The sequence below is a fragment of the Streptomyces kaniharaensis genome (assembly GCF_009569385.1).
Classification (GTDB): domain Bacteria; phylum Actinomycetota; class Actinomycetes; order Streptomycetales; family Streptomycetaceae; genus Kitasatospora; species Kitasatospora kaniharaensis.
In genome coordinates this window covers 4,561,199-4,585,338 of record NZ_WBOF01000001.1, presented here as the reverse complement: position 1 = coordinate 4,585,338, position 24,140 = coordinate 4,561,199, and the positions used below count along the sequence as shown (strand labels likewise).

Below are 24,140 nucleotides of genomic sequence, written 5' to 3'. Positions count from 1 at the left end.
CACCCATCCACCGCGTCCTGGCCACCCATTCGACAAGGTCGATGTCGGGAATGCGCAGTCCTTCGGTGGTGATCAGAGCGCGCCAGGGCGCTCACTCAGAGTGCACGCCCCCGGGGCGCTTCCACCGTCCGCCGAGAAAGGGCTGATCAGCAGCGTCGGCCCGACCACGATCGAGTGGCGGGCCGACGGAAGCTCCTTAAACGGAATCCGGGACTGCTTCATTCCCGGACACGCCGTAAGGACTAGATTTTCTGGTCCGGAAAGCGGATGTGGCGTCTACTCCCGATCAGGCGAGAGAGACCAGGTCGGCGTAGGCCGGACTCCACAGGTCCTCCACGCCGTCCGGCAGCAGGATGATCCGCTCCGGCTGGAGCGCGTCGACCGCGCCCTCGTCGTGGGTGACCAGCACGACCGCACCGGCGAACTCGCGCAGCGCACCGAGGATCTCCTCGCGGCTGGCCGGGTCCAGGTTGTTGGTGGGCTCGTCGAGCAGCAGCACGTTGGCGCTGGAGACCACCAGGGTGGCCAGCGCGAGCCGGGTCTTCTCACCGCCGGAGAGCACCCCTGCCGGCTTCTCCACGTCATCGCCGGAGAACAGGAACGAGCCCAGGATCTTGCGGATCTGGACCAGGTCGGTGTCCGGCGCGGCCGAGCGCATGTTCTCCAGGACCGTGCGGTCCGGGTCGAGCGTCTCGTGCTCCTGGGCGTAGTAGCCGATCTTGAGGCCGTGGCCCGGGATGACCTCGCCGGTGTCCGGCTGCTCCACCCCGGCGAGCATCCGCAGCAGGGTGGTCTTGCCGGCGCCGTTGAGGCCGAGGACGACGACGCGCGAGCCGCGGTCGATCGCCAGGTCGACGCCCGCGAAGATCTCCAGCGAGCCGTAGGACTTGGACAGGTCGCTCGCGGTGAGCGGGGTCTTGCCGCAGGGGGCCGGGTCCGGGAAGCGCAGCTTGGCGACCCTGTCGCTCTGGCGCGCCTGCTCCAGCCCGGAGAGCAGCTTCTCGGCGCGGCGGGCCATGTTCTGCGCGGCCACCGTCTTGGTCGCCTTGGCACGCATCTTGTCGGCCTGGGCGTTGAGGGTCGCGGCCTTCTTCTCGGCGTTGGCCCGCTCGCGCTTGCGGCGCTTCTCGTCGTCCTCGCGCTGCTGCTGGTACTGCTTCCAGCCCATGTTGTAGACGTCGATGCGGGAGCGGTTGGCGTCCAGGTAGAAGACCTTGTTGACGACCGTCTCGACCAGGTCGACGTCGTGCGAGATGACGATGAAGCCACCCTTGTAGGTCTTCAGGAAGTCCCGCAGCCAGGCGATCGAGTCGGCGTCCAGGTGGTTGGTGGGCTCGTCGAGCAGCAGCACGTCGGAGTCGGAGAACAGGATCCGGGCGAGCTCGACGCGGCGGCGCTGACCACCGGAGAGGGTGTGCAGCGGCTGGGCGAGGATGCGGTCCGGCAGGCCGAGGGCGGCGGCGATGGTGGCGGCCTCGGCCTCGGCGGCGTAGCCGCCCTTGGTGAGGAACTCGGTCTCCAGGCGGGCGTACTTCTTCATCGCCTGGTCCCGGGTGGCGCCCTTGCCGTTGGCCATCCGGTCCTCGTTCTCGCGCATCTTCTTCAGCACGGTGTCGAGGCCGCGCGCGGAGAGGATGCGGTCCTTGGCGAGGACGTCGAGGTCGCCGGTGCGCGGGTCCTGCGGGAGGTAGCCGACCTCGCCCGAGCGGGTCACCGTGCCGGCGGCGGGCAGGCCCTCGCCGGCCAGCACCTTGGTGAGGGTGGTCTTGCCGGCGCCGTTGCGCCCGACCAGGCCGATCCGGTCACCGGCGGCGACCTTGAAGCTCGCGGACTCGATCAGAATGCGGGCACCGGCGCGCAGCTCTAGGGCGTTGGTGGAAATCATGGCCGGGTACTACTCCTGGGACGTGGGCGGGCGCCTGGGCGGAGCACAGGGCCGGGCGGCGGGTTGGTGGGCTCGTCGGCGGTCGGCACAGCGCACGGGGCGGCGCCGCTCGCCCGCTATTGCCCGGAGAGAACAGCCATGGCGGCAAGTCTACCGGGCCGCGCGGCGACCCCCGGAGGATTACCGTCCCGGGGTACCGGCGGCCCGGCAGAAGCTCCGGCGCTACTGCGGCTGGTCCGTCGACTGCGCGCTGGGCTGGTCGGTGGCCGGAGCCGACGGCTGCACGGTGGGCTGGTCCGCCGGTGGGGCCGGCGTCGGCGTCGCGTCCGCCGTCGGGGTCGTCCCCGGGTCCGCGCAGGCGCCCCGCGGACGGACGGCGGCGAACGGCGCGGCCGGGCTGCCGCAGGCGACCTCGGGGGCCGCGGCCTTGGTGTCGAACACCTTGGGCGGGACGATCGGACCGTCCGTGATCAGCACCCGGCTACCGTCCACCGCCTTGATCTGCACGGCCGGGCCGGCGTTCAGCTGCCAGCCGGTGCTGTCCAGCCGGTAGCCGCTGATGCCGCCGGAGACGGGCTGCCCGTTGCTGCCCGGGCAGCTGCGCGGGATCAGCACCGCGTAGTCGGTGCCCACCGTACGCAGCGGGTCGTAGACGCAACTGCCCGGCGGCTTGGAGTTGTAGCGCAGGTCGCCGTCGGCGTCGCGCAGACCCATGGTCAGGTTGGGGGTGACGACGGCCACCCACGGGGAGTTCTTCTGGACGGTGTGCAGCGCCGCCGCGGCCCGCGCCTGGGCGAGCTGCCTGCGCTGCTCCTCGGTCCGCTTCTCGGCGCCCGGCTCGCCGTCACTGCGCAGCCAGTCCGCGAGGCCGGGCACCGCCCGGTGCCAGCGCACCTCGTGGTCGCCCGGGCGCACGGACGTGACCAGGCCGTCGTCCCAGAGCACGATGGCGTTCTCCCCGGCCATCGCCAGGTACAGCGCGGTGGCGCCCTCGCGGCGGTACGACCACGCCTGCTCGCCGCTCTGCTTGTGGTAGGCCTCCAGGCCGGGGCCGACCTTCAGGTCCAGGTCCGCCGCGTTCAGCGACTGGGAGTTCACCGGGGTGGCCTCCGCGTCGCCCGGCCCCGCCACCCGGTCGCCGAACGGCACCGGCTTGTTGGCGTGCGCCGCCGCTCCGGCCGCAAGGACCAGCATCACCGCCAGGGCGGGCAGGATCGAGCGGGGGGTCAGTACACGCAGCGGCTTCCAGGACACGTGCGGAGGTTACCTTTCGGCGGGCACGCCAGTCAGCCGGGAAACGCCACCGGTCCGTCGTACGGACCGCACGTCCCGGCGCTCGCGCCCGCCGCGCGCACCCGCCCGCCGACCTGCGCCGTCGGGACCGCCCGGGTCCGGCGCCGGCCGGTACGGCCCGCCGGGTGTAGGGGCTGAAGCCGGTCCGGACTGTTACCGAGGTGATACACGACGGGCGACCGGCCGCCGTCACATCAGCAGCCGTTCGAATATATCGCCCACTTTAGGGTGACATTCGGCCATTCGGACGCCCGCCGGGCCTACTGTCGGCGAGCGGGGCGCCACGGTCCGTCCACCCCTCGACCGGCCCCGCCCGCCCAGCCCCGCTCCGCTCCGCCCGAGGAGAGACCATGCGATTCGGCCGCCTGACGCTGGCCGCCGCCGCCCTGCTGTTGCTGATGGCCACCGCCAGCGTCCCGGCCGGGACGCCGCTCAGCCGGACGGAAGGGCAAGCCCTCTCCTCGGACGCCTTCGAGCCGCGCGGCGCCGCGCCCCGCCCGGCCGTCCAACGGCCCCACCACGAGCCGCCGTTCGGCGCCTTCGTCGGCTCCTGGGACGACCACATCCCGCAGATCGGCCAGTACGCGCAGTGGCTGGGCGACGCCAACCTCCAGGTCGGCCACACCTATCTGGCGGGCAACAGCTGGGCGGACGTCGAGGGCGAGCCGGTGGTGCTCGGCATGTGGTCGCAGTGGCGGCTGGCCGACCCGTTCCGGGTGCTCGTCCTCGGCGTGCCGATGCTGGTGCCCAGCGAGGCGAACGTGCCGGACGGCGAGGTCGCCAGGCTGCTCGGCCAGGGCGCGCGCGGCGACTTCGACCGGCACTTCCTCAAGCTCGCCTACCGGCTGGTCGCGCTCGGCGGCGCGGACACCGTGCTCACCCTCGGCTGGGAGATGAACGGCGTCACCTACACCCACCGCTGCAAGCCCGACCCGGCCGCCTGGAAGGCGTACTGGCGGCGGATCGTCACGGTGATGCGCTCGGTGCCCGGGCAGCGCTTCCGCTTCGACTTCACCCCGAACCGGGGGCTGGACGCCATCCCGTGGACCAGGTGCTACCCCGGCGACGACGTGGTCGACATCATCGGCATGGACAGCTACGACCAGCCGGCCGGGGGCACCTTCGACGACTACGTGCGCGAACCCTACGGGTTGCAGGACCAGGTGGAGTTCGCCGCCAGGCACGGCAAGCCCGTCTCGTACCCCGAGTGGGGACTGTTCCGGAACGGGGACAACCCGGAGTACGTGCAGCGGATGGTCGAGTGGATGCGCACCCACGACACCGCCTACCAGACCGTCACCGACTACTGCCCGCACGGGTTCTTCCAGTGCGACCGCAATCCGCGCTCCAGCGCCCGCTTCCGGGAGCTGATGTCGGGCTCGAAGGGCGCGTCCTCGACCGGCCCGGAGACGGCGAAGCCGGCCCGCCCGTAGCGGGCCGTCAGCTGAGGCGGTGGGCCACCAGCGCCTCCTTGAGCCGCGGGAAGCGGGTCCGCAGGACGTGCACCGCCGACTGCCGGGCCCGTACCGTGGCGGCCCGGGCGGTGGTTGCCGGGGCCGGCCCGGCGGGCCCGAACAGCAGCCGCTGGTTGGACAGTTGCTCCGGCCGCCAGCGCTGCTTGTACGGCTCCTGGCCGCGCAGCAGGCTGAGCACCGGAATGCCGGCGCCGACCGTCGCGTCCAGCGCCGCGCCGAAGAGCAGCCCGGCGATGTCCAGCCGCTCGCGCAGCGCCGGGTGCACACCGTAGAGGTACAGGCCGCCGAAGGACGGGCAGAGCAGCAGCAGGGTCACCGCCATCAGCTCGCCGTCCAGCCGGAACTGGTGGACGGCGGCGCCGCCGGAGGCGACCAGTGCGGTGGTGGACTCGGCCAGGTGCCGGGCGAAGCGCTCGGTCCGGTGCTCCGGTGTCACGCCGCGCTCCCGCCACTGCAGGAAGTGCAGCCGCAGCAGGCTCTCCACCGCCGCCGGCACCTCTTCCACCGGCGTCGAGCGGACCTCGACCCCGGCCTCGGCGATCTTGCGCAGCTTGACCCGGTTGCGCTGGGCGGTCTTGCCGGGCAGCCGCTTGAGCAACTGCTCCATCGGGACGGCCGGCAGGTACTGGCAGAGCGAGTCCTGGAACCGGCGGCGCCGGCCCCGCCAGTGCTCGAACACCCGCTGCACCGCCGCCTCGGGGTGGACCTCGCGCAGTTCCAGGGTGTGCCAGGGACGGGTGAGCGGGAGGGCGGCGGCGAACTCGGCGGCGGCCCGGTCGGCGCAGTCGTCGTCGAGCAGGACGTCGGTGAAGTCGATCAGCCCGTCGCCGAGGCCGGTCAGCCCGCCGAGCGGGCCGCCGAGCCGCCGGAAGGCGCCCGCGCCGACCAGCAGGCCGCCCCGGCGGACCAGCACCACCAGCAGGCCGCCCGGGGTGCCGTAGTGGCGCCACCAGGAGCGCTGCCAGTGCGTGGACTGGAAGAAGGTGGCCGTCCGGCAGCGGGCGGCCAGGGCGTCCCACTCCTCGGCGAGGGTCTCGAGGGCGTCGTCCTCGCGGCGCAGCTCGGTGGTCCAGCGGGCCCCGCGCGCCGGCTCGCCGGCCGGGGCGGGCAGGGCGGCGGGCCGTGCCCCGGTGTTCATCGCCCGCTCCCGGCGGCGGCCTCGTCCTCGGCTGCGGCGGCGGCCCTGGCGACGGGTACGGCCGCCGTCCGCGGGCGCGGGGTGCTCGGGGCGGCCGGGGCAGCGGTGGCGGCGAGCGTCTCGGGCACGTCCGCGGCGCCGGCCTCGCCGCGGCGGCGGGCCATCATCACCAGTGCGCCCAGCAGCAGTCCGGCCGCGCCGCCGACCGCGACGTCCAGCTGGGCGGACGGCGTGGTCGGCTTGTCCGGTTCGGCGGCCGGGGCCAGCGACACCAGCCGGACGTTGGTGTCCCTGCTGCTGGTGTTGGCGAAAGCCACCAGCGACCGGGCCACCGCATCCGCGGTCCTGGCGGCCTCCTGCGGCCGCGCGCCGGTGCCGGTGATCTCGATCATCGGGGCGTCCGGCGAGGTCGTCCCGTGCACCACGGACGCCAGCTCGGCCCGGGTGTGGCCGGTCTCGGCGGCCGCCGCGGCGAGCACCTGCGGCTGCCCGGCCAGCCGCCCGTACGCCTGGGCGAAGCTGGTCGCGGTGGCGGCCTCGCCCGGGCTCTGCGGCACCACGAGCACGTAGGAGCTGGCGGCGTACGAGGGGTGCGAGACGGCGGCGTACCCGCCGCCGGCCACGGCGCCCAGCGGCACCGCGAGCGCCACCGGCCACCAGCGGCGGGCCAGGCGGCGCGCGCTTCCGTGCGGTGTGGTCATGGGTGTGACTCCTTGGAGATGAGGGCCGGCGACCGGCCGGTCAGGCGCGCGCCAGGCGGTCGTACAGGGCGCCCAGGTCGGCGGCGACCCGGGCGATGTCGTAGTGGCCGACCGCGGGCGGGTGCGGCAGGGGGTCGGCGGTGTGGTCGTTGAGGTGCCGCAGCTCGCGCAGCGCGGTGACGTACGCGGCGGCCTCGGACGGGACGCGGCGGGCCTGCGGGGCGGCGCTGGGCGGCAGTTCGTCGAGCGCCGGGCAGGCGCTGTGCCGCACCGGCAGGCCCGCCGCGAGGCCCTCCAGGACGCCGAGGCCGAAGGTCTCCTCGGTGGAGGGGGCGGCGAGCACGTCCAGCGCGGCGAGCAGGTCGGGCACGTCGTCGCGCTCGCCGGTGAGCACCAGGCGGTCCCGGACGCCGAGTTCGGTGGCTCGTCGCTCCAGGGCGGCGCGTTCCGGGCCCTCGCCGATCAGCACCAGCCGGGTGGCCGGGTCGAGTTCGGCGAGCGCCTCCAGCAGGACGTGGAAGCGCTTGCCGGGCACCAGCCGGCCGATCCCGCCCACCGCCCAACTCCCCTGCGGCAGGCCGAGTTCGGCCCGCACCCGGTGCCGGGCGGCGACTCGGTCGGCGTCCGGGCGGCGGTAGCGGGCGGCGTCGATGCCGTTCGGGATCAGCTCGACCCGGGCCGGCGGGACGCCCCAGGAGTGCAGCGTCTGGGCGACCTGCCGGGAGACCGCGACGGTCGTGGTGCCGAGGCGTTCGGCGGCCAGGTAGAGGCCCTTGACGCCGCGGGTGACCGGGCGGCCCTCGATCACCCCGGCGTGCAGCGAGTGCTCGGTCGCGACCACCGCGCGGACCCCGGCCAGGCGCGCCGCGAGCCGGCCGTACAGCTGCGCCCGGTAGAGGTGGGTGTGCACCAGGTCGTAGCGGCCGGTGCGGACCAGCCGGACCAGCCGGGGCAGCGCACCGAGGTCGCGGTTGCCGCGCATGCCCAGGTGGTGGACGGTGACGCCGTCGGCGCGCAGCGCGGCGGCGACCGTGCCGGGGTTGGTCAGCGCCAGCACCTCGCACTGCTGGTGCGGCGGCAGGTGCCGGATCAGCAGGTGGAGTTGGCGCTCGGCGCCGCCGGAGGCGAGGCCGGTGACGATGTGCAGGACTCTCACCACGCGGCCCTCCGGCGGGCGGCGAGGCGGCTGCGGCGCAGCTCGGTGACGGTCTCGCGCAGCTGGTGCCGGCCGCGTTTGGCGCGCAGCCGCCAGGCGCCGTCGCGGTCCCCGACGTAGCAGCGGGGCAGCGCGTAGCGGCCGGTCAGCTGGGAGTGGGCGATCGCGACGGCGTAGTCGTAGCCGGCGTCCCGGACGGCCAGGGTGGCGGGCAGGTCGACGTGGCCGTACGGGTAGCAGAAGCCGGTGACCGGTCCGCCGACGACCTCCTCCAGGACCCGGCGGCTCTCCCGGGTCTGGACGGCGAGCACGCGGGCCGGCAGGCCGGGCAGCGACCGGTGGCCGAGGCCGTGCGAGCCGATCTCCCAGCCGGCGGCGGCGAGTTCGGTGACCTCCTGGACGGTGAGGAGCTTCTTGCGCGGCCCTTCCGTGTCCCAGTCGTTGGCCCGGCCGAGCAGGTCGGCGACGACGTACGCGGTGGCGGTGAAGCCGTACGCCTGCAGGATCGGCGCGGCGTGCCGGGCGAAGTCGGCGTAGCCGTCGTCGAAGGTGAGCCCGACCAGCTTGTCGTCCCGCCCGGCGGCGCGGGCCCGCATCAGCTCGCGGACCGAGACGCCGCGCCGGCCGCGCCGGTGCAGCCAGGCGATCTGCTCGGCGAACCGGTCGGGGCTGACGGTGAGCCGGTACGGGTCGTCCTTCTCGACCGCCACCGAGTGGTACATCAGGATCCACGGCCAGGAGGAGCCGTGGCCGGGCGGTTCACCAGGCGGACGGTGGCTTCCGGGCAGGCGCGCCTGAGGGTTCCGGGCCTCGCGGGGGGCGGCTGCTGCGGCCGGCACGGCGGCGCGGCGTACGCCCGCCCGGGCCGAACGGACGGTTCCCCGTTCAGTGTCCATGGGGAAGCTTCCCTTCATCGGCGGCAGTTGGCGGTTTCAGGGCCCGGACGGCGGCGAGGACCGGGTCGCGCACCTCGCGGGCACCGAGCGCGGTGCCGAGGGCGGCGAAGGCCAGCGCCACGGTGAGGCCCCCGAACAGGGTCGAGAGCAGAGGATCGGCGAACAGCCCGGCGGCGGCCGTGCCGAGGACGGCGGCTCCGGCGGCGGTGGCCAGCAGCCGGGCGTGGCCGCCGAGCACCCGGTGCAGCCGCAGCGGGATGCCGCGCAGGACCAGGCCGCGCAGCAACAGCGCCGCGGTCGCGGTGATGCCCGCCGCGTTCCCGGCGGCGAGCCCGACGGCGCCGAAGCGGGGGGTGGCGAGCAGGCCTACGGTGACGGTGACCACCAGGCCCAGCGCCATGGCGGCGACCGGGTACCAGTCGAGGAGGCGCCGCCCGCCGCCGTCGGGCCCCGGGTCGCCGGCCCGGCGCACCACCGGGCGCATCGAGAAGAAGGGCCGGATCATGACGCCGATCAGGGCCTGGGCGGGCAGGCCGAAGCTGTAGACCCGCATGACCGCGGCGGTGGCGGCGGTGTCGTGCGCACCGAACTGGCCGTGCTCGAAGACCATCGCGACGACCGACGGCGCGCAGGCCATCAGGAAGGCGGTGCCGAGCAGGACGAGCGCGGCGCCCTGGCCGAGGTCCTTCTCCACCCGGTCGCGGGCGGCTTCCATGTCCCCGGCCGCGAGCGCGCGGGCGACCAGCGGGAAGGTCACGGTCACCAGCAGGATGGCCACGGTCATGGCCAGTTGGGAGATCTTGGCGGCGTAGTTGAGGTGCGAGATGCTGCCCGGGGGCAGCGCCGACCCCAGGTACCGCTCGACGAAGACCTGCGCCTGACGGGTCAGGGTGAAGGCGACCATCGGGAGGACGGCCAGCGGGATCAGTACCAGGCCCTGGTCGGCGAGCGAGGACCGTACCCGGGTGCGGCGCCCCTGGCGCAGCCGGCGGCCGATCGGCACGGCCACCACGCCGGCCATCAGCACGCCGCCCACGGCCACCCCGATCGCGGCCGACTTCACCCCGAGCAGCTCGTGGCCGCTGAGCAGCGCGGTGAGGATGGTGAGGTTGTACGCCACGTAGATGCCGGCCGGTGCGAGGAAGCTGTGGTGCGCACGCAGGGCGGAGCCGAGATAGCCGGCGAGGCCGAACGGCAGGATGGTGAGCGCGGTGATCCGGGTGCAGGTGACGGCGAGGCCCGGGTCGGCGAGCCCGGGGGCGAGCAGTTCGACGAGCCGGGGGGCACCGAGGGCGGCGCCGAGGGTGAGGGTGCACAGCACCAGCAGCAGACCGGGCAGCGTGACGCGCGCCAACTGCCGTACCGGGTCGGGGCCTTCGGGCCGCTCGTCGCGCAGCACCAGGGCGAGGCTGAAGGCGGGCACCATCAGGAAGGCCATGCAGTCCTCGATCAGCAGCGGCGCCGCCGTCTCCGGCACCGTCCAGGCGACCAGGAAGGCGTCGGTGCCCTGGTTGGCACCGAAGAAGCTGGCGAGCAGCAGGTCGCGGAGCATGCCGAGGACGGAGCCGGCCGCGGTGAGCACGGCGGTGACGCCGAAGGCCCTGGCGACGAAGCCGCGCCTGGGGGCGGCCGCCCGGGGCTCCGCGGCGGCCGCGGCACGCGGCCCGGGGACCGGTCCCGTGGTGGGTTCGGCCGCGACTGCCGCGGGTTGTTCGGTGGTCATGTCGCTTGCACCCCGGTGGACTTGGGAGTGGAGTCGGCCGACCGCTCCGCGGCGGGCCGGGCCGCACGCGCGGCGAGGCCGAGGACGACCGAGGTCAGCACGGTGGTGGTGCCGCCGATGTCCGCGTACAGGAAGTCGACGAGCACCCAGGTGAGCAGGGCCTGCGCCGCCAGGCCCGGGCCGCGGGAGCGGCGCAGGCAGCCGAGCAGCAGGCCGAGGAAGAGCGCGCCGTAGGCGACGATGCCGATCAGGCCCTGCTCGCTGAGCACCAGGAAGTACATGTTGTGCGGGGAGAGCAGCGGCTCGCGCTGGAAGCCGATGGTGGAGTCGGCGGCGTCGCTCCCGGAGGAGAGCCGCAGCGGGGCGTGGCTGTCGCGCAGCTGCTGGAAGGCCTTGGGGCCGGCGCCGTGGACGGGGTGGTCCTGCCAGATCCGTCCGGCGGTGGCCCACAGGTCGTAGCGATCGGAGACGGACTGGTCGGGGGCGGCGGAGACGGAGCCGATCGAGCTGAGCCGCCGGGTGACGCCGGAGGCGTCGAGGCCGAGGCCGCCGATCAGGACGACCGCGGCGGCCAGGCCGAGGACGGCGCCGCGGACGAGGAGGCGGGCGTCGGCGCGCAGCAGCAGGACGGTGGCGGCGACGCCGGTGGCGATCCAGCTGCCGCGGCTGAACGAGACGGCGAGCGGGAGGACGAGGAAGGCGGCGGCGCCGAACATCGCTCGGCGCAGCCGGGCGTTCCCGCCGGGGTGGCGCTCGCCGAGGGCGACGGCCAGCGCGGCGAGCAGGCCGTAGCCGACGACCGTGGACATCGCCATGATGTCGAGGGCGCCGAAGGTGCCGACGGCCCGGATCGGTTGGCCGGTGTAGGAGGCGCCGGTCCGGGTGAGGTACTGGTGGGCGCCGACCACGCCCTGGATCAGCGCGGCGGCCACGAAGGAGCCGAGGACCAGCCGCTGGTCGGTGCGGTCGCGCAGCGAGCAGAGCACCGCGGCCGGCACCAGGACGAACACCTGGGTGAGCCGGACGAAGCCGGTGACGCTGGCGGCCGGGTCGATCGAGCCGACGGTGGCGACGGCGGCGGCGACCACAATCCCCGCGAACTTTACACAGGTGGCCGTGCTGACGGCGGGCAGCCGCCCGCGCAGCAGGTTCAGCGCGGTGAGCGCGACCAGCGCCAGCGAGGCGAGGTCGGCGGCGGTGACGTGGACGGCCGCGGTGACGTCCTTCTCGCCGGTGGGCACGCAGACCAGCAGCACGGTGGCGGCGGCGAGCAGGCTGGGCCGGTCGGCGAGCGCGGGCAGCGCCTTCCGCAGGGCCGGCCCGCGGCAGGCCCCGAGGACGGTGGGGATGGTGAGGGCCACGCGCTGGTCAGCTTCCGTCCGGGTGGAGCATCAGGGCCGCGGTGCGGCACAGGATCTTGACGTCCTGCCAGAGGCTCCAGCTCTCGATGTAGCGGTTGTCGAAGCGGGCCCGGTCCTCGATCGAGGTGTCCCCGCGCAGGCCGTTGACCTGGGCGAGGCCGGTGAGGCCGACCGGGACGCGGTGGCGGTCCGCGTACTCGGGGTAGGCCTGGCCGAACCGCATGACGAAGTAGGGGCGTTCGGGGCGAGGCCCGACCAGGCTCATGTCGCCGCGCAGGACGTTCCACAGCTGCGGCAGTTCGTCCAGCGAGCTGCGGCGCAGCAGCCGGCCGACGGCGCCCATCCGGTGGTCCTGGGCGATGTTCCAGCGGGTCGCCGACTCGTGCTCGTTGCTGGGGCGCAGGGTCCGGAACTTGAGGACGGTGAAGACCCGGCCGTCCAGCCCGGTGCGCTGCTGGCGGAAGAGCACGCCGGGGCCGGTGTCGAAGCGGACGGCGAGCGCGCACAGGATCAGGACGGGGGCGAGCAGCAGCAGGCCGAGCGCGGCGGCGGTGACGTCCAGGGCGCGCTTGGCGGCCCAGCCGGGGCGGCGCATCGCCGGGCGGCCGACCTGCAGGCAGGGGAAGCCCCACAGGTGGTCGCCGCCGGCCGGCCCGCCGATGGGCAGCGAGCCGTACTCGCGCAGCGCTGGCACCAGCCAGACCTCGCAGCCGAGCCGGGCGGCGTCGCGCAGGGCGGCGGCGGTCTCGGCCTCGTCGGCGGCGCCTCCGGTGGCGACGACGTGCTGGACGCGGTGGCGGCGGATCTCGCGCTCCAGGACCTCGCGGCCGCCGAGCACGGGCAGATCGGTGTCGCCACCCAGCAGTGGCGGGTCGGCGTCGAGGAAGCCGACCGGGCGCATCCCGTACTCGCCGCGCTCGCGCAGGGCGGCGGCGACCCGGCGGCCGAGCCGGCCGGCGCCGAGCACCAGCACCGGGCTGGGGCGGCTGCAGCGGACCCGCCGGACGAGGTGGTAGAGCACGGCCCGGCCGAGGGCGGCGATCAGCAGCAGGGCGCCGAGCAGGGCGGTGAGCCGGGCCGGGGTGGCCGGGCCGGAGTCGGGCCAGCGGCCGTCCAGGCAGCCGGTGAGGGTGATGGCGAACGCGGTGGCGACCACGGCCCGGACGGCCAGCGCGGGCAGTTCGTCGAGGACGGACAGGGTGAGCCGGGTGCGGTAGAGGCCGCCGGCGAGGTTGAGGAGCAGCAGCAGGGGGAGCACGCCGGCGGCGCCGGCCAGGGGCGCGACCCGCAGGGCCGGGTCGAGCACCCGGTTGGCGATGCCGATGGCGGCGCAGAGCGCGATCGCGTCGACCTGGACCAGCGCGAGCGGCAGGGCGAGCCGGGAGGGGACCGCCCTGCGATGCCGGCGTGGCGGCGGCACCGCCTCCGTGGGCGCCGATCGGGCCGGGCGGTCGAGCAGCCCGGTGCCCGGCCGCAGGCCGGAGAGGGTCCGGTCGGATCGCGGCACGCTGTCGTGGTCAATGGTCATCAGCGCACGAACTCCCCTGCTGTGTGCCCGGGGTGACGACGCCCCGGCTCCGGCTGGCGCGCAGCGGCCGTCCCGGCCCGGCGGGCGCGGTCCCGACAGCACTCGCTGCCTTCGGCGGCTCTCGGTTCTCTCGCGAACTTCCGACATGACATCGACACGAAGCAGGCAGAATCAGACGGTGCCGAATCGGGACTTGCATGCCGGAAGTCGACTTGCCATTTCATGCCAGCCGCCCATGAATAGGTCAATTCGGATGTGACGCCTCGCCCTTGTCCGGCTGAGGGTGGAATACGACAGCGCCTGAGCGGCGGGCATTCACGGCATGTGAAACGATCAGATTCGCTCCGGGACACGGGTGCGGCGACGCCCGGCCGCCGGACCGGCCCCCAGCAGGTGCCGGTACAGAGCATCCACCTGTTCGACCACCGTGCGGACGTCGTGCCGGGCGACCACGTGATCACGCAGACGGGCACCGCGCCGCCCGCACTCGATCGCGTCGGACAGCGCCTCGGCCATCCGGACGGCCAGCGCCGTCGCGTCCCCGGCCGGGACGACCGCGTGCTCGCGCTCGGCCGGGGGCAGGCACTCGCGGGCCCCGGGCACGTCGGTCAGCAGCACCGGACGGGCGGCCGCCATCGCCTCCAGCGGGGCCAGCGCCATCCCCTCCCAGCGCGAGGGCAGCACCACCAGATCGGCCGCCGCCAGCCACGGCCGCGGATCCGGCACGTCCCCCACCAGCCGGACCCGGGACGGTTCGGCCGACTCCCGCACCAGCTCCGCCAGCCGCTGCTCCTCCGGCCCACCGCCGACCAGCGCCAGCCGGGCCTGCGGCACCCGGCCCAGCACCTCCGGCCAGGCGGCCAGCAGCACGTCCTGGCCCTTCTGCCGGCACAGCCGCCCCACGCAGACCGCCAGCGGGGCGTCCAGGTCCAGGCCGAGCGCGATCCGGGCGGCCCGACGGTCGGCGGGCGCGTAGTGGCGGACGTCCACACCGTTGGGCACCACTGCCCAGTCGGCGTGCACCCCGGCGGCGACGCCGTCGGCCCGCTCCTGGACGCTGACGCAGAGCACCCGGTGCGCCCAGCGGGTCGCGAACCGCTCCCAGCGCAGGGTGGCGGTGGCGAGCGCGCCGTCCACGGCGGCGAAGGACCAGGCGTGCGGCTGGAAGACGGTCGGCACCGCACCGCGGACGGCCAGCCGGCCCGCCAACCCGGCCTTGGCGCTGTGCAGATGGACGACGTCGGGCGCGGCGGCCCGGACGATCCGGCGAAGCCGCCAGGCCTCGGCGACGGTGCGCGGCCCGGGCGAGCGCTCGGCGGGCCAGTCCCGGACCAGCGCGCCCACGGCGGCGGCCTCCTCGGCCAGCCGCCCGCCTCGCGGACAGGCCACCAGCACCCGGTGACCGGCCTCCCGCTGGCCCCGGACCAGATCGACGACGACGCGGGCGACTCCGCCGTCCACCGGCTGCGAAATGTGAAGGATCGTCATATGCACGGCGGCGAGCCTAGGCTCGCTCCCCCGCACCGGGCCGCCCCCGTCACCCACAGGTGGCGGCCCGTCCACCCGTACGGCTCGTGGCTCGTACGGGTGGGCGAACTCCTCGAATCGCCAAGCGAATTACCGGCTGGATTCCGGCCGGATGGAACGGCCGGATCAAAGGGCCGGATCACCGCGGAACTTCCGGACGGTACCGCGGGCTCAGCGAACCTCGGCGGCCAGGTTGGCGAGCACCTGGTCGTGGATCCGGTTCAGGCCCTTCGGGGCGAAGGTGCGCTCGAAGAAACCGCCGATGCCGCTCGCGCCCTGCCAGGTCGCCGAGACGGTGACCTTCGACCGGCCCTCGCCGGCCGCGGCGACGGTCCAGGTGATCACCATGCTGGAGTTGGCGTCCGTCTCCACCAGCTGGTCGGGCTTCGGGGCGGAGACGGTGAACAGGCAGTCCCGCACCCGCTTCTCGGTGGCCTGGAGCCTCCAGTGCACCTGGGTGCCGGCGCCGGTGCCGCCGGCCCGGACCTCGTACTCGCTGTACTGCGCGGGCAGCAGCTTCGGGCGGGTCACCTGGTAGTCGGCCAGCGCCTCGTACACCCGCTCGGGGGCGGCGTCGTAGACCCGCTCGGTGGTGGCCAGCACCTGTCCCATGACCTTGCTCTCCTCGTGTGGTGGTTCCGTTCTCAGCGGCAAGCCAACCACAGCGCCCGGCTCCGGGCCTTCCGGGGCTCGCACTCCGGCGGGCAGGCCGTAGGGTGGCCGGTGTGCTCGAACAGGTGACAGCAGTGCGCTACGTCGACCCCCTGCGGGCCGGCGGCTCGGTGCCCGGCGTCGTGGAGACGGACGACCTCGGCACGTACGTCGTGAAGTTCACCGGCGCCGCGCAGGGCCGCAAGGCGCTGGTCGCCGAGGTGATCGTCGGCGAACTCGCCCGACGGCTCGGCCTGCGCGTCCCGGAGCTGCGGCTGGTGGACTTCGACCCGGCGGTCGCCGCGGACGAGCCGGACACCGAGATCCAGGACATGCTCAAGGCCAGCGGTGGCCTCAACCTCGGGATGGACCTGCTGCCCGGCGCGCGGGACTACCGGCCCGGCCTGGCCCCGGTGGACTCCGCCGAGGCCGGACGGGTGGTCTGGCTGGACGCCCTCACCGGCAACGTCGACCGCACCGTGCACAACCCCAACCTGGTGGTCTGGCACGGGCGGCTCTGGCTGATCGACAACGGCGCCGCGCTGATCTTCCACCACCGCTGGGCAACCGCCGAGGCGGCCGTCGGCAAGCGGTACGACCTCAGCGCGCACGCGCTGGGCGGCTGCGCCCCGGACGTCCGGCTGGCCGACGAGGAGCTCGGCCCGCTGGCCACCGTCGGGCTGCTGGAGGAGGTACTGGCGCTGGTCCCGGACGAGTGGCTGGCCGACGAGCCCGGCTTCGACTCGGTGGACGCGGTGCGGCACGCGTACGTCACCCACCTGGCGGCGCGGGCGGTGCTCTCGTCCCAGTGGCTGCCGGAGGGCTTCGCCACGCCCGAGCAGCTGCGCGAGGCGGAGCGGCGGCGGGCGGCGCGGACCAGGGCCGGACGGCCTGCCTGGCTCCAGGAGGTCCCGGACCTGCACGGCAAGCCGTCCGTCGAGACGGTGTGGGAGCACCGTTTCGAGTGAGTGCCGGGGTCTGTCCGACCGTGGGCACGGGTGCCTAAAGAACGGCCGGGGAGCGGGACCAAAGGGCCCGCTCCCCGGCTCAGTGTTCAGGTGTCGCCGCGGTCAGCGCGTCAGCGCCACCACTGGACCGCCTTCTCGGCGTTGATGATGCCCGCGCCGTAGAAGCCGTTGTCGTTCTCGCCGCCCTCGCAGGTGGCCTTCCACTCGCCGGTGCCGCCCGGGCTGAACGCGCCGGTCGGGCACGGGTGCGACTCGGCCTGGCTGGTCAGCATCTCGGTCAGCTCCTCCGGGCTGGCCCACGGGAAGGTGCTGGCGAGCAGGGCGAGCACACCGGTGGCGTGCGGGGAGGCCATCGAGGTGCCCTGCATGTAGCCATACTTGCCACCGGGGATGGTGGACAGGATGCGGCCGTTCTTGTCCGGGGTGTCCGGGATCTGGAAGCGGCGGTCGCCACCCGGCGCGGCGACGGTCACGACGCCCTTGCCGTAGCTGGAGTAGTAGGCCTTGTCGCCCTTGACGCCCACCGAAGAGACGGCGATGACGCCCGGCAGCTCGGTCGGCAGCGACAGGCAGTCGTTGGTGACCGGGCGGGTGCCCGGGGTGGTGTCGTCCGGGCTGCTGACGTCGGTGGTCTTGTGGGCGAGGTCGATGTTCTCGTTACCGGCCGCGGCCACGTTGAGGACGCCCTTGCGCTGCGAGAACGCGACGGCCTTGCGGACGGCGTCCGAGATGGCCGCCTGGTCCTTGTCGTTCGGGCAGTTGAACATCCACGGGTCGACGTAGTAGCTGTTGTTCGTCACCTTGAACTGGTGCTCACCGGCCCACACGAAGCCGCAGATCGCGTACTCCGGGTAGATGAACCCGCCGTTGTCCACGACCTTGACCGCGGCCAGCTTGACGTTCGGCGCGATGCCGACGATGCCCTTGCCGTTCTTGGCGGCGGCGATGGTGCCGGCCACGTGGGTGCCGTGGTCACCGTCGGGGCCCGGCTGCCAGGCCTTCCAGTCGGTGTTCGGCTTGCCGCCGTCGATGCAGGAGACCGACTGCGAGGCGTCCACGTTGGCGGCCAGGTCCTCGTGCGTGGCGTCGATGCCGGAGTCCAGCACGCCGACGGTGACGTTGCGGCTGCCGAGCGAGATCTTGTGCGCCTTGTCGACGCCGATCATGCGCATGTCCCACTGGTTGGCCTCGTACGGCTCCTGACCGGGAGCGGGCGCGGCGGTGGGGGCGTCGGCGACCTCGGCCTTCTGCGAGTCCGCGGCGGTGATGCCCTTGGTGCGGCTGGCGCCGACGGAGTCGACACCCTTGGCCAGGCGCAGCTTCTCGGCGAACTTGGTGTCGTTCGAGCGGGCGATGACGACGCCGATCTGCTCGTACGAGTACACCACCGTGCCGCCCAGCGAGGTGACGGCCTTCTCGACCTTCTGCACCTGGCCGTGGTTGGCCTTGGTGTTGACCACGTAGCTGAGCAGCGGACCGGTCGTCGAATCGGCCGCCGGGGCCGCGACGGCGGTGCCCGCCGGCAGCGCGAGGGCGCCGGCGGTGGCGAGCACGAGGCCCACCGCCGCGTACCGGGTCCGGCTGATCCGGGAAACACTCATAGGGGTTGGCCCTCCCGCGTCGTCATGCAGCTGCGTTGGCAGGTGCGATGGAATGATCGGGACGCTAATGAATATGCGTTGATATGCGCAAGAGGTAGTCATCCAATCGTCACAACCAGATTGGCAACAGAGGCCTGACGACTGCGGATTAACAAGGCAAACAGCACGTCATATTGTTAAAAAGTGATGGCCCGCCATGCGCCAGGGTCGCACTGGCACGGCGTCAGGCGCCGCAGGGGCACTCTAAAGCGCGTACAGCCGACGTGCGTTGTCCGCGGCGACCAGCCGCACCACCCGCTCGGCGTCCGCCTCCGAACAGGCGCCGACCGCCCGCCAGCGTGTGAGCAACTCGCCTATTCCGTGTCGGAACTGAGCCGAGCCCACCAGGTACAGCTCGGGCAGCCCGTACGCGTCGGTGGAGAACAGGAGTTTGCCGAACGGCGCCAGCTCCAGCATCTCGCCGAGCACCTCGGCCACCCGGGGCCCGGTGTAGGAGGCGGTCAGCCCGAGGTCGGTGTACACGGTCGGGAAGGCCTGCGCCAGCCAGGCGGCCTGCCGGTGGTAGGGGTAGCCGTGCAGCAGCACCAGCGGGACAACGCTCGGCTCGGCCGCCCGGACGAAGCCGGTGAGCAGCGACGGGTCCGCCAGGTGCAGGGTGAGGTCCGGATCGCCGAAACCGGTGTGGAGTTGGAGCGGCAGGCCCAGCTCGGCGCACACGTCCACGGCGGTCCAGAGCAGGTGGTGCAGCAGGACCGGGTCGGTCAGCCGGCCGTGCCCGGAACGCAGCCATGCCCCGGCCGCGGCCACCACGGCCGCCGTCGCGGGCCGTTCGGGCGGGACGGCCAGGCCGTGCCGGTAGGCGAGCACCGACTTGACCGCGACGGCCCCGGCGGCGGCCCCCGCCAGCGCCTCGCGGACGGCCCGCGGCCAGTCCCCGGCCGTCGCCGGCACCGCCTCGGCGACCGACTCCAGCCGCACCACCTCGCGCACCCGGGCCCCGGCGGCCTCGGCGAACTCGGTGAGCGGGAGCAGCGGACGGCCCGCCGCGGCGGTCAGCCCGGTGTCCACCAGGCAGGTGTCCAGCGCGGCGGCGGCCAGCAGCCGGCGGGTGGCCTCGGCGGCGCCCAGCTCGCGCCGCCGCGCCAGGTAGTCGGCGGCCGGGGCGTGCACCGGCAGGCCGAGTGCGGGCGGGCACCAGCGCCGGACGGCCAGGCCGAGCGCGCTGTCGAACGGCGAGGTGCCGGGCGCGGGCGGCCGGTCGGACTCGGTGAGCAGCCCGGCCAGGGCGTCGTCCGCGAGGTCGGCCGCGACCACGCTGTGGCAGTGGTGGTCGACGAGCGCGGGAACGTCCAGCGGCGGCACCGGTCAGAACCGCCAGCGGGTGGCCGCGACCAGCTGCTCGGGGGTGGCGTCGGCGTACTGCTCGGCCTCGGCCCGGCGGACCGCCAGCACCGCCTGGTACAGCGGCTCGCCGAGCGCCTCGCGGAGCACCGCCGAGTGCTCGTACGCGGCCAGCGCCTCGGCCGGGCCCGCCGGCAGCCGGGGCACCGTGCCGGGTGCGGCGGCGGCCGGGTCGCCGGTGAACTCCGGTGGCAGGGCGAGCCGTTGGTCCAGCCCGGCGAGGCCGGTGGCGACCACGGCGCCGACCGCGAGGTAGGGGTTGGCACTGGCGTCGAAGCACTTGATCTCGGCGTTGGCGGTGGCGGACCGCTCTCCCGTCGAGCCGGTCACCAGGCGCAGGGCCGCCTCCCGGTTCTCCAGGCCCCAGCACTGGTAGGCGCCGGCCCAGCGCGAGGGCACCAGCCGCAGGTAGCCGGCCGGGCTGGAGCAGCCGAGCACCAGCAGCTCGGGCATCGCGCCGAGCACCCCGGAGAGGAAGCCCTCGGCCTCGGCGGTCAGACCGTGCGGGCCGGAGCCGCCGCGGCCGAGGTTCTGCCCGTCCCGCCAGAGGCTCAGGTGGAGGTGGCCGCCGTTGCCGACCGTGCCGGCCTCGACCACGGGGGCGAACGAGACCCGCAGGCCGTACCGGGCGGAGACCGCCCGGATGGTGTGCCGGACCAGGACGGAGGTGTCGGCGGCGCCGACCAGGTCCTCGGGGGCGAGCGAGACCTCGAACTGGCCCGGGGAGTACTCGGGGTGGATCTGCAGGACGTTCAGCCCCTGCTCGCCGAGGGCGCGCAGGACGTCCCGCAGGTAGTCGGACAGGTCGGTGAGCCGGTGCATCCCGTACGCCGGGCCGTGCGTGGGGTACTGCGGTTCGTCCTGCGGCGCCCCGGCGAGGGCGACCACCCACTCGATCTCGATGCCGGCCTTGAGGCCGAGCCCGCGCGCGGCCGCGGCGGCCGCCATGCGGCGGGCGAACAGCCGCTGGCAGCCGGGGTGCGGGGCGCCCTCCTGGGTGTGGCGGTCCCCGGGGGCCCAGGCCCAGCCGGGCTGGGCGGCCAGCGGGACGGCCCGGTCGACGTCCGGGTAGAGCCGCAGGTCCCCGGTGGGGCCGCCGATCACCGGACTGGTGGTCATCGCGTCGTCGGCGAGGAACACGTCGAAGCAGGGTGCGGCGCCGATGCCCCACTGGGCCGCACGCACCAGGCCGCTCAGCGGGACGGCCTTGACCCGGGCGATGCCCGCGTTGTCCACCCAGGTGACGGCCACCGCCTCGACGCCGGCCGTGCGCAGCCGGTCGGCGGCGGCCTCGGCTCGTTCGGCGCGCTCGGCGCGCGGGGGCAGCGCGACGGCGGCGAGGTGGCCGTCGAGGCCTCCGGTGGGACCGGAGGAGGACGCGCCCGCGGCGGAGTCGGCGGTGACGGTTCCGATGCTCATGTCTTCATGCTGCCCCGCGCGCCGGGTCCGCGTAACTCCCCTATCGAGTGATGGGAACGGACGCCCGTGCCCCCGTTCACCCGTTCGGGGCGGCCGCACTCTTCGCGGCCGCCCCTCTTCCTACTCGGCAGTAGCTTCGCTACAGTGGCCGCACGCACCGCCGTCGGGCTTCGGGAGCCGCACCGACGGGTACCGGGTGCGTCTTTCACCGGCCGGTGCCGCCAACCGCGGCGGCCGGATTCTCTCCTCGTATCAGCGTCGCTTCCTTTCACCTCGAGCGCCTGAGCACCACGGCACACCCGCAGTTCGGCCGGAGCGGACCGGCCGCTGCGCCGGTGGGCCGTAACCGTCACCTCCCCAGCCCCCGCGCGCGGACCCTCCTCCGGCGGCGGCCGCCCCCGGCATGCGTACGGGCGCGGCGGCGTGCCCGCCGGAGCGCGCGCGGCCCCTCATGACTAGGAGTCAGGACAGATGGAGCGTCCCTTCCCCACGGTCGCCGTGGTCGGCCTCGGCACGATGGGTGCCGGTGTCGCCGTGGCGGTCGCCAAGAGCGGCCGCCGGGTGATCGGCATCGAGGCCACCGAGGACTCGGCCGCCCGGGCGCTGGCCCGGATCGAGGAGGCCACCGCGCACGCCGTCGACCGGGAGCGGATCACCGCCGAGGAGCGCGCCGCGCTGCTCGCGCTGATCTCGGTCGGCCACGAGCTGCCGGCCGCCGCCGGGGCCGACCTGGTGATCGAGGAGGTGCCCGAGCAGCTGGAGCTGAAGCGGGAGATCTTCGCCGAGCTCGACCGGATCTGCCCCCCGGAGACGGTGCTGGCCACCGGCACCACCGCGCTCTCGGTGACCCGGATCGCCGCCGCCACCGCCCGCCCGGACCGCGTGCTCGGCCTGCACTTCTTCAACCCGGTGCACACCATGAAGCTGGTCGAGGTGGTCCGCACCGTGCTGACCGCCCCGCAGGTGGCGGTGGACGCCGCCGCGCTCGCCCGGGACCTCGGCAAGGAGCCGGTCGCGGCCGGCGACCGGGCCGGGTTCGTGGTGAACGGCCTGCTGTTCGCGTACCTGAACCAGGCCGCGGCGATGTACGAGTCCAAGTACGCCTCCCGCGAGGACATCGACGCCGCGATGCGGCTCGGCTGTGGCCTGCCGATGGGCCCGCTGGCGCTGCTCGACCTGATCGGCGTGGACACCGCGCGGACCGTCTTGGAGGCGATGTACGAGCAGTCCAAGGACCGGCTGCACGCGCCCGCGCCGATCCTCGGCCAGCTGGTCTCGGCCGGGCTGCTGGGCCGCAAGTCCGGCCGCGGCTTCTACACCTACGAGGCGCCCGGCTCGTCCAAGGCCGTCGACGCGGCCACCGGGCCGGCGCAGCCCAAGGTGGCGGGCCGCGAGGTGCGGACGGTCGGCGTCTGCGGCTCGGGCACGATGGCGACCGGCATCGCCGAGGTGTTCGCCAAGTCCGGCCACCCGGTGCTGCTGGCCGCCCGCAGCCAGGAGAAGGCGGAGAAGGCCAAGGCGCAGCTGGCGAAGTCGCTGGATCGCTCGGTCGCCAAGGGCCGGATGTCCGAGGAGCAGCGGGACGCCACGCTGGCCCTGGTGACGCCGGTCGGCCAGTACACCGAGCTGGCCGAGGTCGACCTGGTGGTCGAGGCGGTGGCCGAGGACCTGGCGGTCAAGCGGGAGCTGTTCGCCACCCTGGACAAGATCGTCAAGCCGGGTGCGGTGCTCGCCACCACCACCTCCTCGCTGCCGGTGATCAGCTGTGCGACCGCCACCTCGCGGCCGCGGGACGTGGTCGGCATGCACTTCTTCAACCCGGCGCCGGCCATGAAGCTGGTCGAGGTGGTCTCCACCGTGCTGACCGCGCCGGACGTCACCGCGACCGTCCTGGAGCTGTGCGCCAAGGTGCGCAAGCACCCGGTGGAGTGCGGCGACCGGGCCGGCTTCATCGTCAACGCGCTGCTCTTCCCCTACCTGAACGACGCGGTGCGGATGCTCCAGGAGCACTACGCGACGGTGGACGACATCGACACCGCGATGAAGCTCGGCTGCGGCTACCCGATGGGCCCGTTCGAGCTGCTGGACGTGGTCGGCCTGGACGTCTCGCTGACCATCGAGCAGGTGCTGCACCAGGAGTTCCGCGAGCCGGGCCTGGCCGCCGCGCCGCTGCTGGAGCACCTCGTCGCGGCCGGCTGCCTGGGCCGCAAGACCGGCCGCGGGTTCCGCGACCACGCGCGCCGGTGACCACGTCGCCGACCGGGGGCGCCGCTCCGCGTGGAGCGGCGCCGGCCGGGATCGCCGCAGGCCAGCCGAGGACCGCCTGGAGCCCCGGGGCGGGGACCGCCCACTGGCCCAGACCGGCCGTGACCGGCCCGGTCGCGCCGGTCCGCCGGGGAAGGGCGGCCGGCACGCCGCCGGGGCCGTGTAGCGTTCCGGACATGGATCGGGTTCAGTCAGCCACCCCGCAGCACACCGCCGTACCGCGCGGCGCCGACCGGCCGGCGTCGGCCGGGGGCACCGGGCCGGACGGCGGGCCGGGCAGCCGCCGGGCCGCGGCGCAGCGCCAGCAGATGCGCCAGGACCTGGCCACGGCCGCGATGGACCTGTTCGCCTCGCAGGGCTACGAGGAGACCACGGTCGACCAGATCGCGGCGGCGGCCGGGGTGGCCCGGCGCACCTTCTTCCGGTACTTCCGGTCGAAGGAGGAGGCGATCTTCCCGGACCACGACGACACGCTCGTCCGGGTGGCCGACCTGCTGGCCAGCGCCGAGCCCGAGGAGCACCCGCTGGACGTGGTCTGCCGGGGCATCAAGGAGGTGCTGCGGATGTACGCCTCCACCCCCGGGGTGTCGGTCGCGCGGTACCAGCTGATCCGCCAGGTCCCGGCGCTGCGCGAGCGGGAGATCGCCGTGGTGGCCCGGTACGAGCGGCTGTTCACCCGGTACCTGCTGGGCCGGTTCGACACCGGCGAGGAGATCCCCTCGGGCTGGCAGCGCGGCAGCGAGGACGACTCGATGCTGGCCGAGGTGTCGGCGGCGGCCGTGGTGGCGGCGCACAACCACGTGCTGCGGCGCTGGCTGCGGGCCGGTGGCCGGGGGGACGTGGAGGCGCAGCTGGACCACTCCTTCGAGGTGATCCGGCGGACGTTCTGGGCGTCCAGCGCGCCGGGTGCCAGGCGCCGGGGGCCCCTGGTGGCACCCGGTGCCAGTGGGGGCACCGATGAGGCTGTGGCGGCGAGCGCACTGAGTGCCACCCCCGGAGGTGAGGTGCTCATCACAGTCGCCCGGACGGACGCTCCGCTGGACGTGGTGGTGGACAGCATCCGGGCCGCGCTGAGCGGCTCCCAACCAGCCTGACGGCCGTATTTTCGCAGGTCGAAGCGGTATCGAGGGCCCGCGCCGAGGAATCGGCGCG

The 24,140-nt window shown here is 74.3% G+C and carries 18 protein-coding genes; 4 read left to right on the top strand and 14 right to left on the bottom strand.

What is annotated here, in order from left to right; translation table 11 throughout:
* Window positions 1–286 precede the first annotated feature (286 nt).
* Together F7Q99_RS20695 and F7Q99_RS20690 are read right to left on the bottom strand one after the other, a co-directional pair.
* Window positions 287–1,885: an ABC-F family ATP-binding cassette domain-containing protein gene (locus F7Q99_RS20695; RefSeq protein WP_153463478.1), complete on the bottom strand. Its 1,599-nt coding sequence runs from the start codon at window positions 1,883–1,885 to the stop codon at window positions 287–289.
* Between the two features lie 222 nt (window positions 1,886–2,107).
* Window positions 2,108–3,139, bottom strand: coding sequence for a hypothetical protein (locus tag F7Q99_RS20690; protein ID WP_153463475.1), 1,032 nt, complete (start codon window positions 3,137–3,139; stop codon window positions 2,108–2,110).
* Window positions 3,140–3,528: 389 nt separating this feature from the next.
* Between F7Q99_RS20690 and F7Q99_RS20685 the strand changes: the two genes are divergently transcribed.
* Window positions 3,529–4,611: a glycoside hydrolase family 26 protein gene (locus F7Q99_RS20685; RefSeq protein ID WP_153463472.1), complete on the top strand. Its 1,083-nt coding sequence runs from the start codon at window positions 3,529–3,531 to the stop codon at window positions 4,609–4,611.
* 7 nt (window positions 4,612–4,618) lie between these two features.
* Here F7Q99_RS20685 and F7Q99_RS20680 read toward each other — a convergent pair whose 3' ends face one another.
* The 9 genes from F7Q99_RS20680 to F7Q99_RS20640 all read right to left on the bottom strand — a co-directional run bounded on the left by F7Q99_RS20680 (window position 4,619) and on the right by F7Q99_RS20640 (window position 15,295).
* On the bottom strand, window positions 4,619–5,791 hold the full coding sequence (locus F7Q99_RS20680; protein ID WP_153463471.1) for a GNAT family N-acetyltransferase: 1,173 nt from the start codon (window positions 5,789–5,791) through the stop codon (window positions 4,619–4,621).
* The gene (locus tag F7Q99_RS20675; RefSeq protein WP_153463470.1) at window positions 5,788–6,492 is read right to left on the bottom strand and encodes a YveK family protein; all 705 of its coding nucleotides are present in this window, start codon (window positions 6,490–6,492) and stop codon (window positions 5,788–5,790) included. The genes F7Q99_RS20680 and F7Q99_RS20675 overlap by 4 nt, the downstream gene beginning before the upstream one ends.
* A 40-nt stretch (window positions 6,493–6,532) precedes the next feature.
* Complete coding sequence (locus F7Q99_RS20670) at window positions 6,533–7,651, bottom strand: glycosyltransferase (protein ID WP_407697811.1); 1,119 nt, start codon at window positions 7,649–7,651, stop codon at window positions 6,533–6,535.
* On the bottom strand, window positions 7,645–8,544 hold the full coding sequence (locus tag F7Q99_RS20665; RefSeq protein WP_153463468.1) for a polysaccharide deacetylase family protein: 900 nt from the start codon (window positions 8,542–8,544) through the stop codon (window positions 7,645–7,647). The genes F7Q99_RS20670 and F7Q99_RS20665 overlap by 7 nt, the downstream gene beginning before the upstream one ends.
* Window positions 8,534–10,267, bottom strand: coding sequence for a murein biosynthesis integral membrane protein MurJ (gene murJ / locus F7Q99_RS20660; protein ID WP_153463466.1), 1,734 nt, complete (start codon window positions 10,265–10,267; stop codon window positions 8,534–8,536). The genes F7Q99_RS20665 and murJ overlap by 11 nt, the downstream gene beginning before the upstream one ends.
* A complete protein-coding gene (locus F7Q99_RS20655) occupies window positions 10,264–11,628 on the bottom strand; it encodes an O-antigen ligase family protein (RefSeq protein WP_326846924.1) in 1,365 nt (454 codons plus the stop codon). The genes murJ and F7Q99_RS20655 overlap by 4 nt, the downstream gene beginning before the upstream one ends.
* Window positions 11,629–11,635: 7 nt before the next feature.
* On the bottom strand, window positions 11,636–13,156 hold the full coding sequence (locus F7Q99_RS20650) for an exopolysaccharide biosynthesis polyprenyl glycosylphosphotransferase (protein ID WP_195911126.1): 1,521 nt from the start codon (window positions 13,154–13,156) through the stop codon (window positions 11,636–11,638).
* Window positions 13,157–13,489: 333 nt separating this feature from the next.
* Window positions 13,490–14,644: a glycosyltransferase gene (locus F7Q99_RS20645; protein WP_153463453.1), complete on the bottom strand. Its 1,155-nt coding sequence runs from the start codon at window positions 14,642–14,644 to the stop codon at window positions 13,490–13,492.
* 210 nt (window positions 14,645–14,854) lie between these two features.
* A complete protein-coding gene (locus F7Q99_RS20640) occupies window positions 14,855–15,295 on the bottom strand; it encodes an SRPBCC family protein (RefSeq protein ID WP_153463451.1) in 441 nt (146 codons plus the stop codon).
* A gap of 113 nt (window positions 15,296–15,408) precedes the next feature.
* Between F7Q99_RS20640 and F7Q99_RS20635 the strand changes: the two genes are divergently transcribed.
* A complete protein-coding gene (locus F7Q99_RS20635; RefSeq protein ID WP_326846923.1) occupies window positions 15,409–16,302 on the top strand; it encodes a HipA family kinase in 894 nt (297 codons plus the stop codon).
* Between the two features lie 110 nt (window positions 16,303–16,412).
* On the opposite strand, the gene F7Q99_RS20630 is transcribed toward F7Q99_RS20635, so the two are convergent.
* The 3 genes from F7Q99_RS20630 to F7Q99_RS20620 all read right to left on the bottom strand — a co-directional run bounded on the left by F7Q99_RS20630 (window position 16,413) and on the right by F7Q99_RS20620 (window position 20,723).
* Entirely contained in the window at window positions 16,413–17,903 is a 1,491-nt protein-coding gene (locus F7Q99_RS20630) for a S8 family peptidase (protein WP_153463449.1), read from the bottom strand.
* 243 nt (window positions 17,904–18,146) lie between these two features.
* Window positions 18,147–19,265: an amidohydrolase family protein gene (locus F7Q99_RS20625; RefSeq protein ID WP_326846922.1), complete on the bottom strand. Its 1,119-nt coding sequence runs from the start codon at window positions 19,263–19,265 to the stop codon at window positions 18,147–18,149.
* A 3-nt stretch (window positions 19,266–19,268) separates the two neighbouring features.
* The gene (locus F7Q99_RS20620) at window positions 19,269–20,723 is read right to left on the bottom strand and encodes a type I glutamate--ammonia ligase (RefSeq protein WP_153463447.1); all 1,455 of its coding nucleotides are present in this window, start codon (window positions 20,721–20,723) and stop codon (window positions 19,269–19,271) included.
* A gap of 471 nt (window positions 20,724–21,194) precedes the next feature.
* Here F7Q99_RS20620 and F7Q99_RS20615 point away from each other — a divergent pair, with 471 nt between their 5' ends.
* Together F7Q99_RS20615 and F7Q99_RS20610 are read left to right on the top strand one after the other, a co-directional pair.
* Window positions 21,195–22,970 carry a 3-hydroxyacyl-CoA dehydrogenase family protein gene (locus F7Q99_RS20615; protein WP_153463444.1) on the top strand — a complete coding sequence of 592 codons (1,776 nt, stop codon included), beginning with the start codon at window positions 21,195–21,197 and terminating at the stop codon, window positions 22,968–22,970.
* Between the two features lie 194 nt (window positions 22,971–23,164).
* Complete coding sequence (locus tag F7Q99_RS20610; protein ID WP_153463442.1) at window positions 23,165–24,082, top strand: TetR family transcriptional regulator; 918 nt, start codon at window positions 23,165–23,167, stop codon at window positions 24,080–24,082.
* Window positions 24,083–24,140 lie beyond the last annotated feature (58 nt).

Bases quoted from the DNA above. Each gene is read 5' to 3' on its own strand.
- F7Q99_RS20695 (WP_153463478.1), bottom strand. From the start codon at position 1,885: ATGATTTCCACCAACGCCCTAGAGCTGCGCGCCGGTGCCCGCATTCTG.
- F7Q99_RS20685 (WP_153463472.1), top strand. From the start codon at position 3,529: ATGCGATTCGGCCGCCTGACGCTGGCCGCCGCCGCCCTGCTGTTGCTG.
- F7Q99_RS20680 (WP_153463471.1), bottom strand. From the start codon at position 5,791: ATGAACACCGGGGCACGGCCCGCCGCCCTGCCCGCCCCGGCCGGCGAG.
- F7Q99_RS20675 (WP_153463470.1), bottom strand. From the start codon at position 6,492: ATGACCACACCGCACGGAAGCGCGCGCCGCCTGGCCCGCCGCTGGTGG.
- F7Q99_RS20665 (WP_153463468.1), bottom strand. From the start codon at position 8,544: ATGGACACTGAACGGGGAACCGTCCGTTCGGCCCGGGCGGGCGTACGC.
- murJ (WP_153463466.1), bottom strand. From the start codon at position 10,267: ATGACCACCGAACAACCCGCGGCAGTCGCGGCCGAACCCACCACGGGA.
- F7Q99_RS20650 (WP_195911126.1), bottom strand. From the start codon at position 13,156: ATGACCATTGACCACGACAGCGTGCCGCGATCCGACCGGACCCTCTCC.
- F7Q99_RS20645 (WP_153463453.1), bottom strand. From the start codon at position 14,644: ATGACGATCCTTCACATTTCGCAGCCGGTGGACGGCGGAGTCGCCCGC.
- F7Q99_RS20640 (WP_153463451.1), bottom strand. From the start codon at position 15,295: ATGGGACAGGTGCTGGCCACCACCGAGCGGGTCTACGACGCCGCCCCC.
- F7Q99_RS20630 (WP_153463449.1), bottom strand. From the start codon at position 17,903: ATGAGTGTTTCCCGGATCAGCCGGACCCGGTACGCGGCGGTGGGCCTC.
- F7Q99_RS20620 (WP_153463447.1), bottom strand. From the start codon at position 20,723: ATGAGCATCGGAACCGTCACCGCCGACTCCGCCGCGGGCGCGTCCTCC.
- F7Q99_RS20615 (WP_153463444.1), top strand. From the start codon at position 21,195: ATGGAGCGTCCCTTCCCCACGGTCGCCGTGGTCGGCCTCGGCACGATG.
- F7Q99_RS20610 (WP_153463442.1), top strand. From the start codon at position 23,165: ATGGATCGGGTTCAGTCAGCCACCCCGCAGCACACCGCCGTACCGCGC.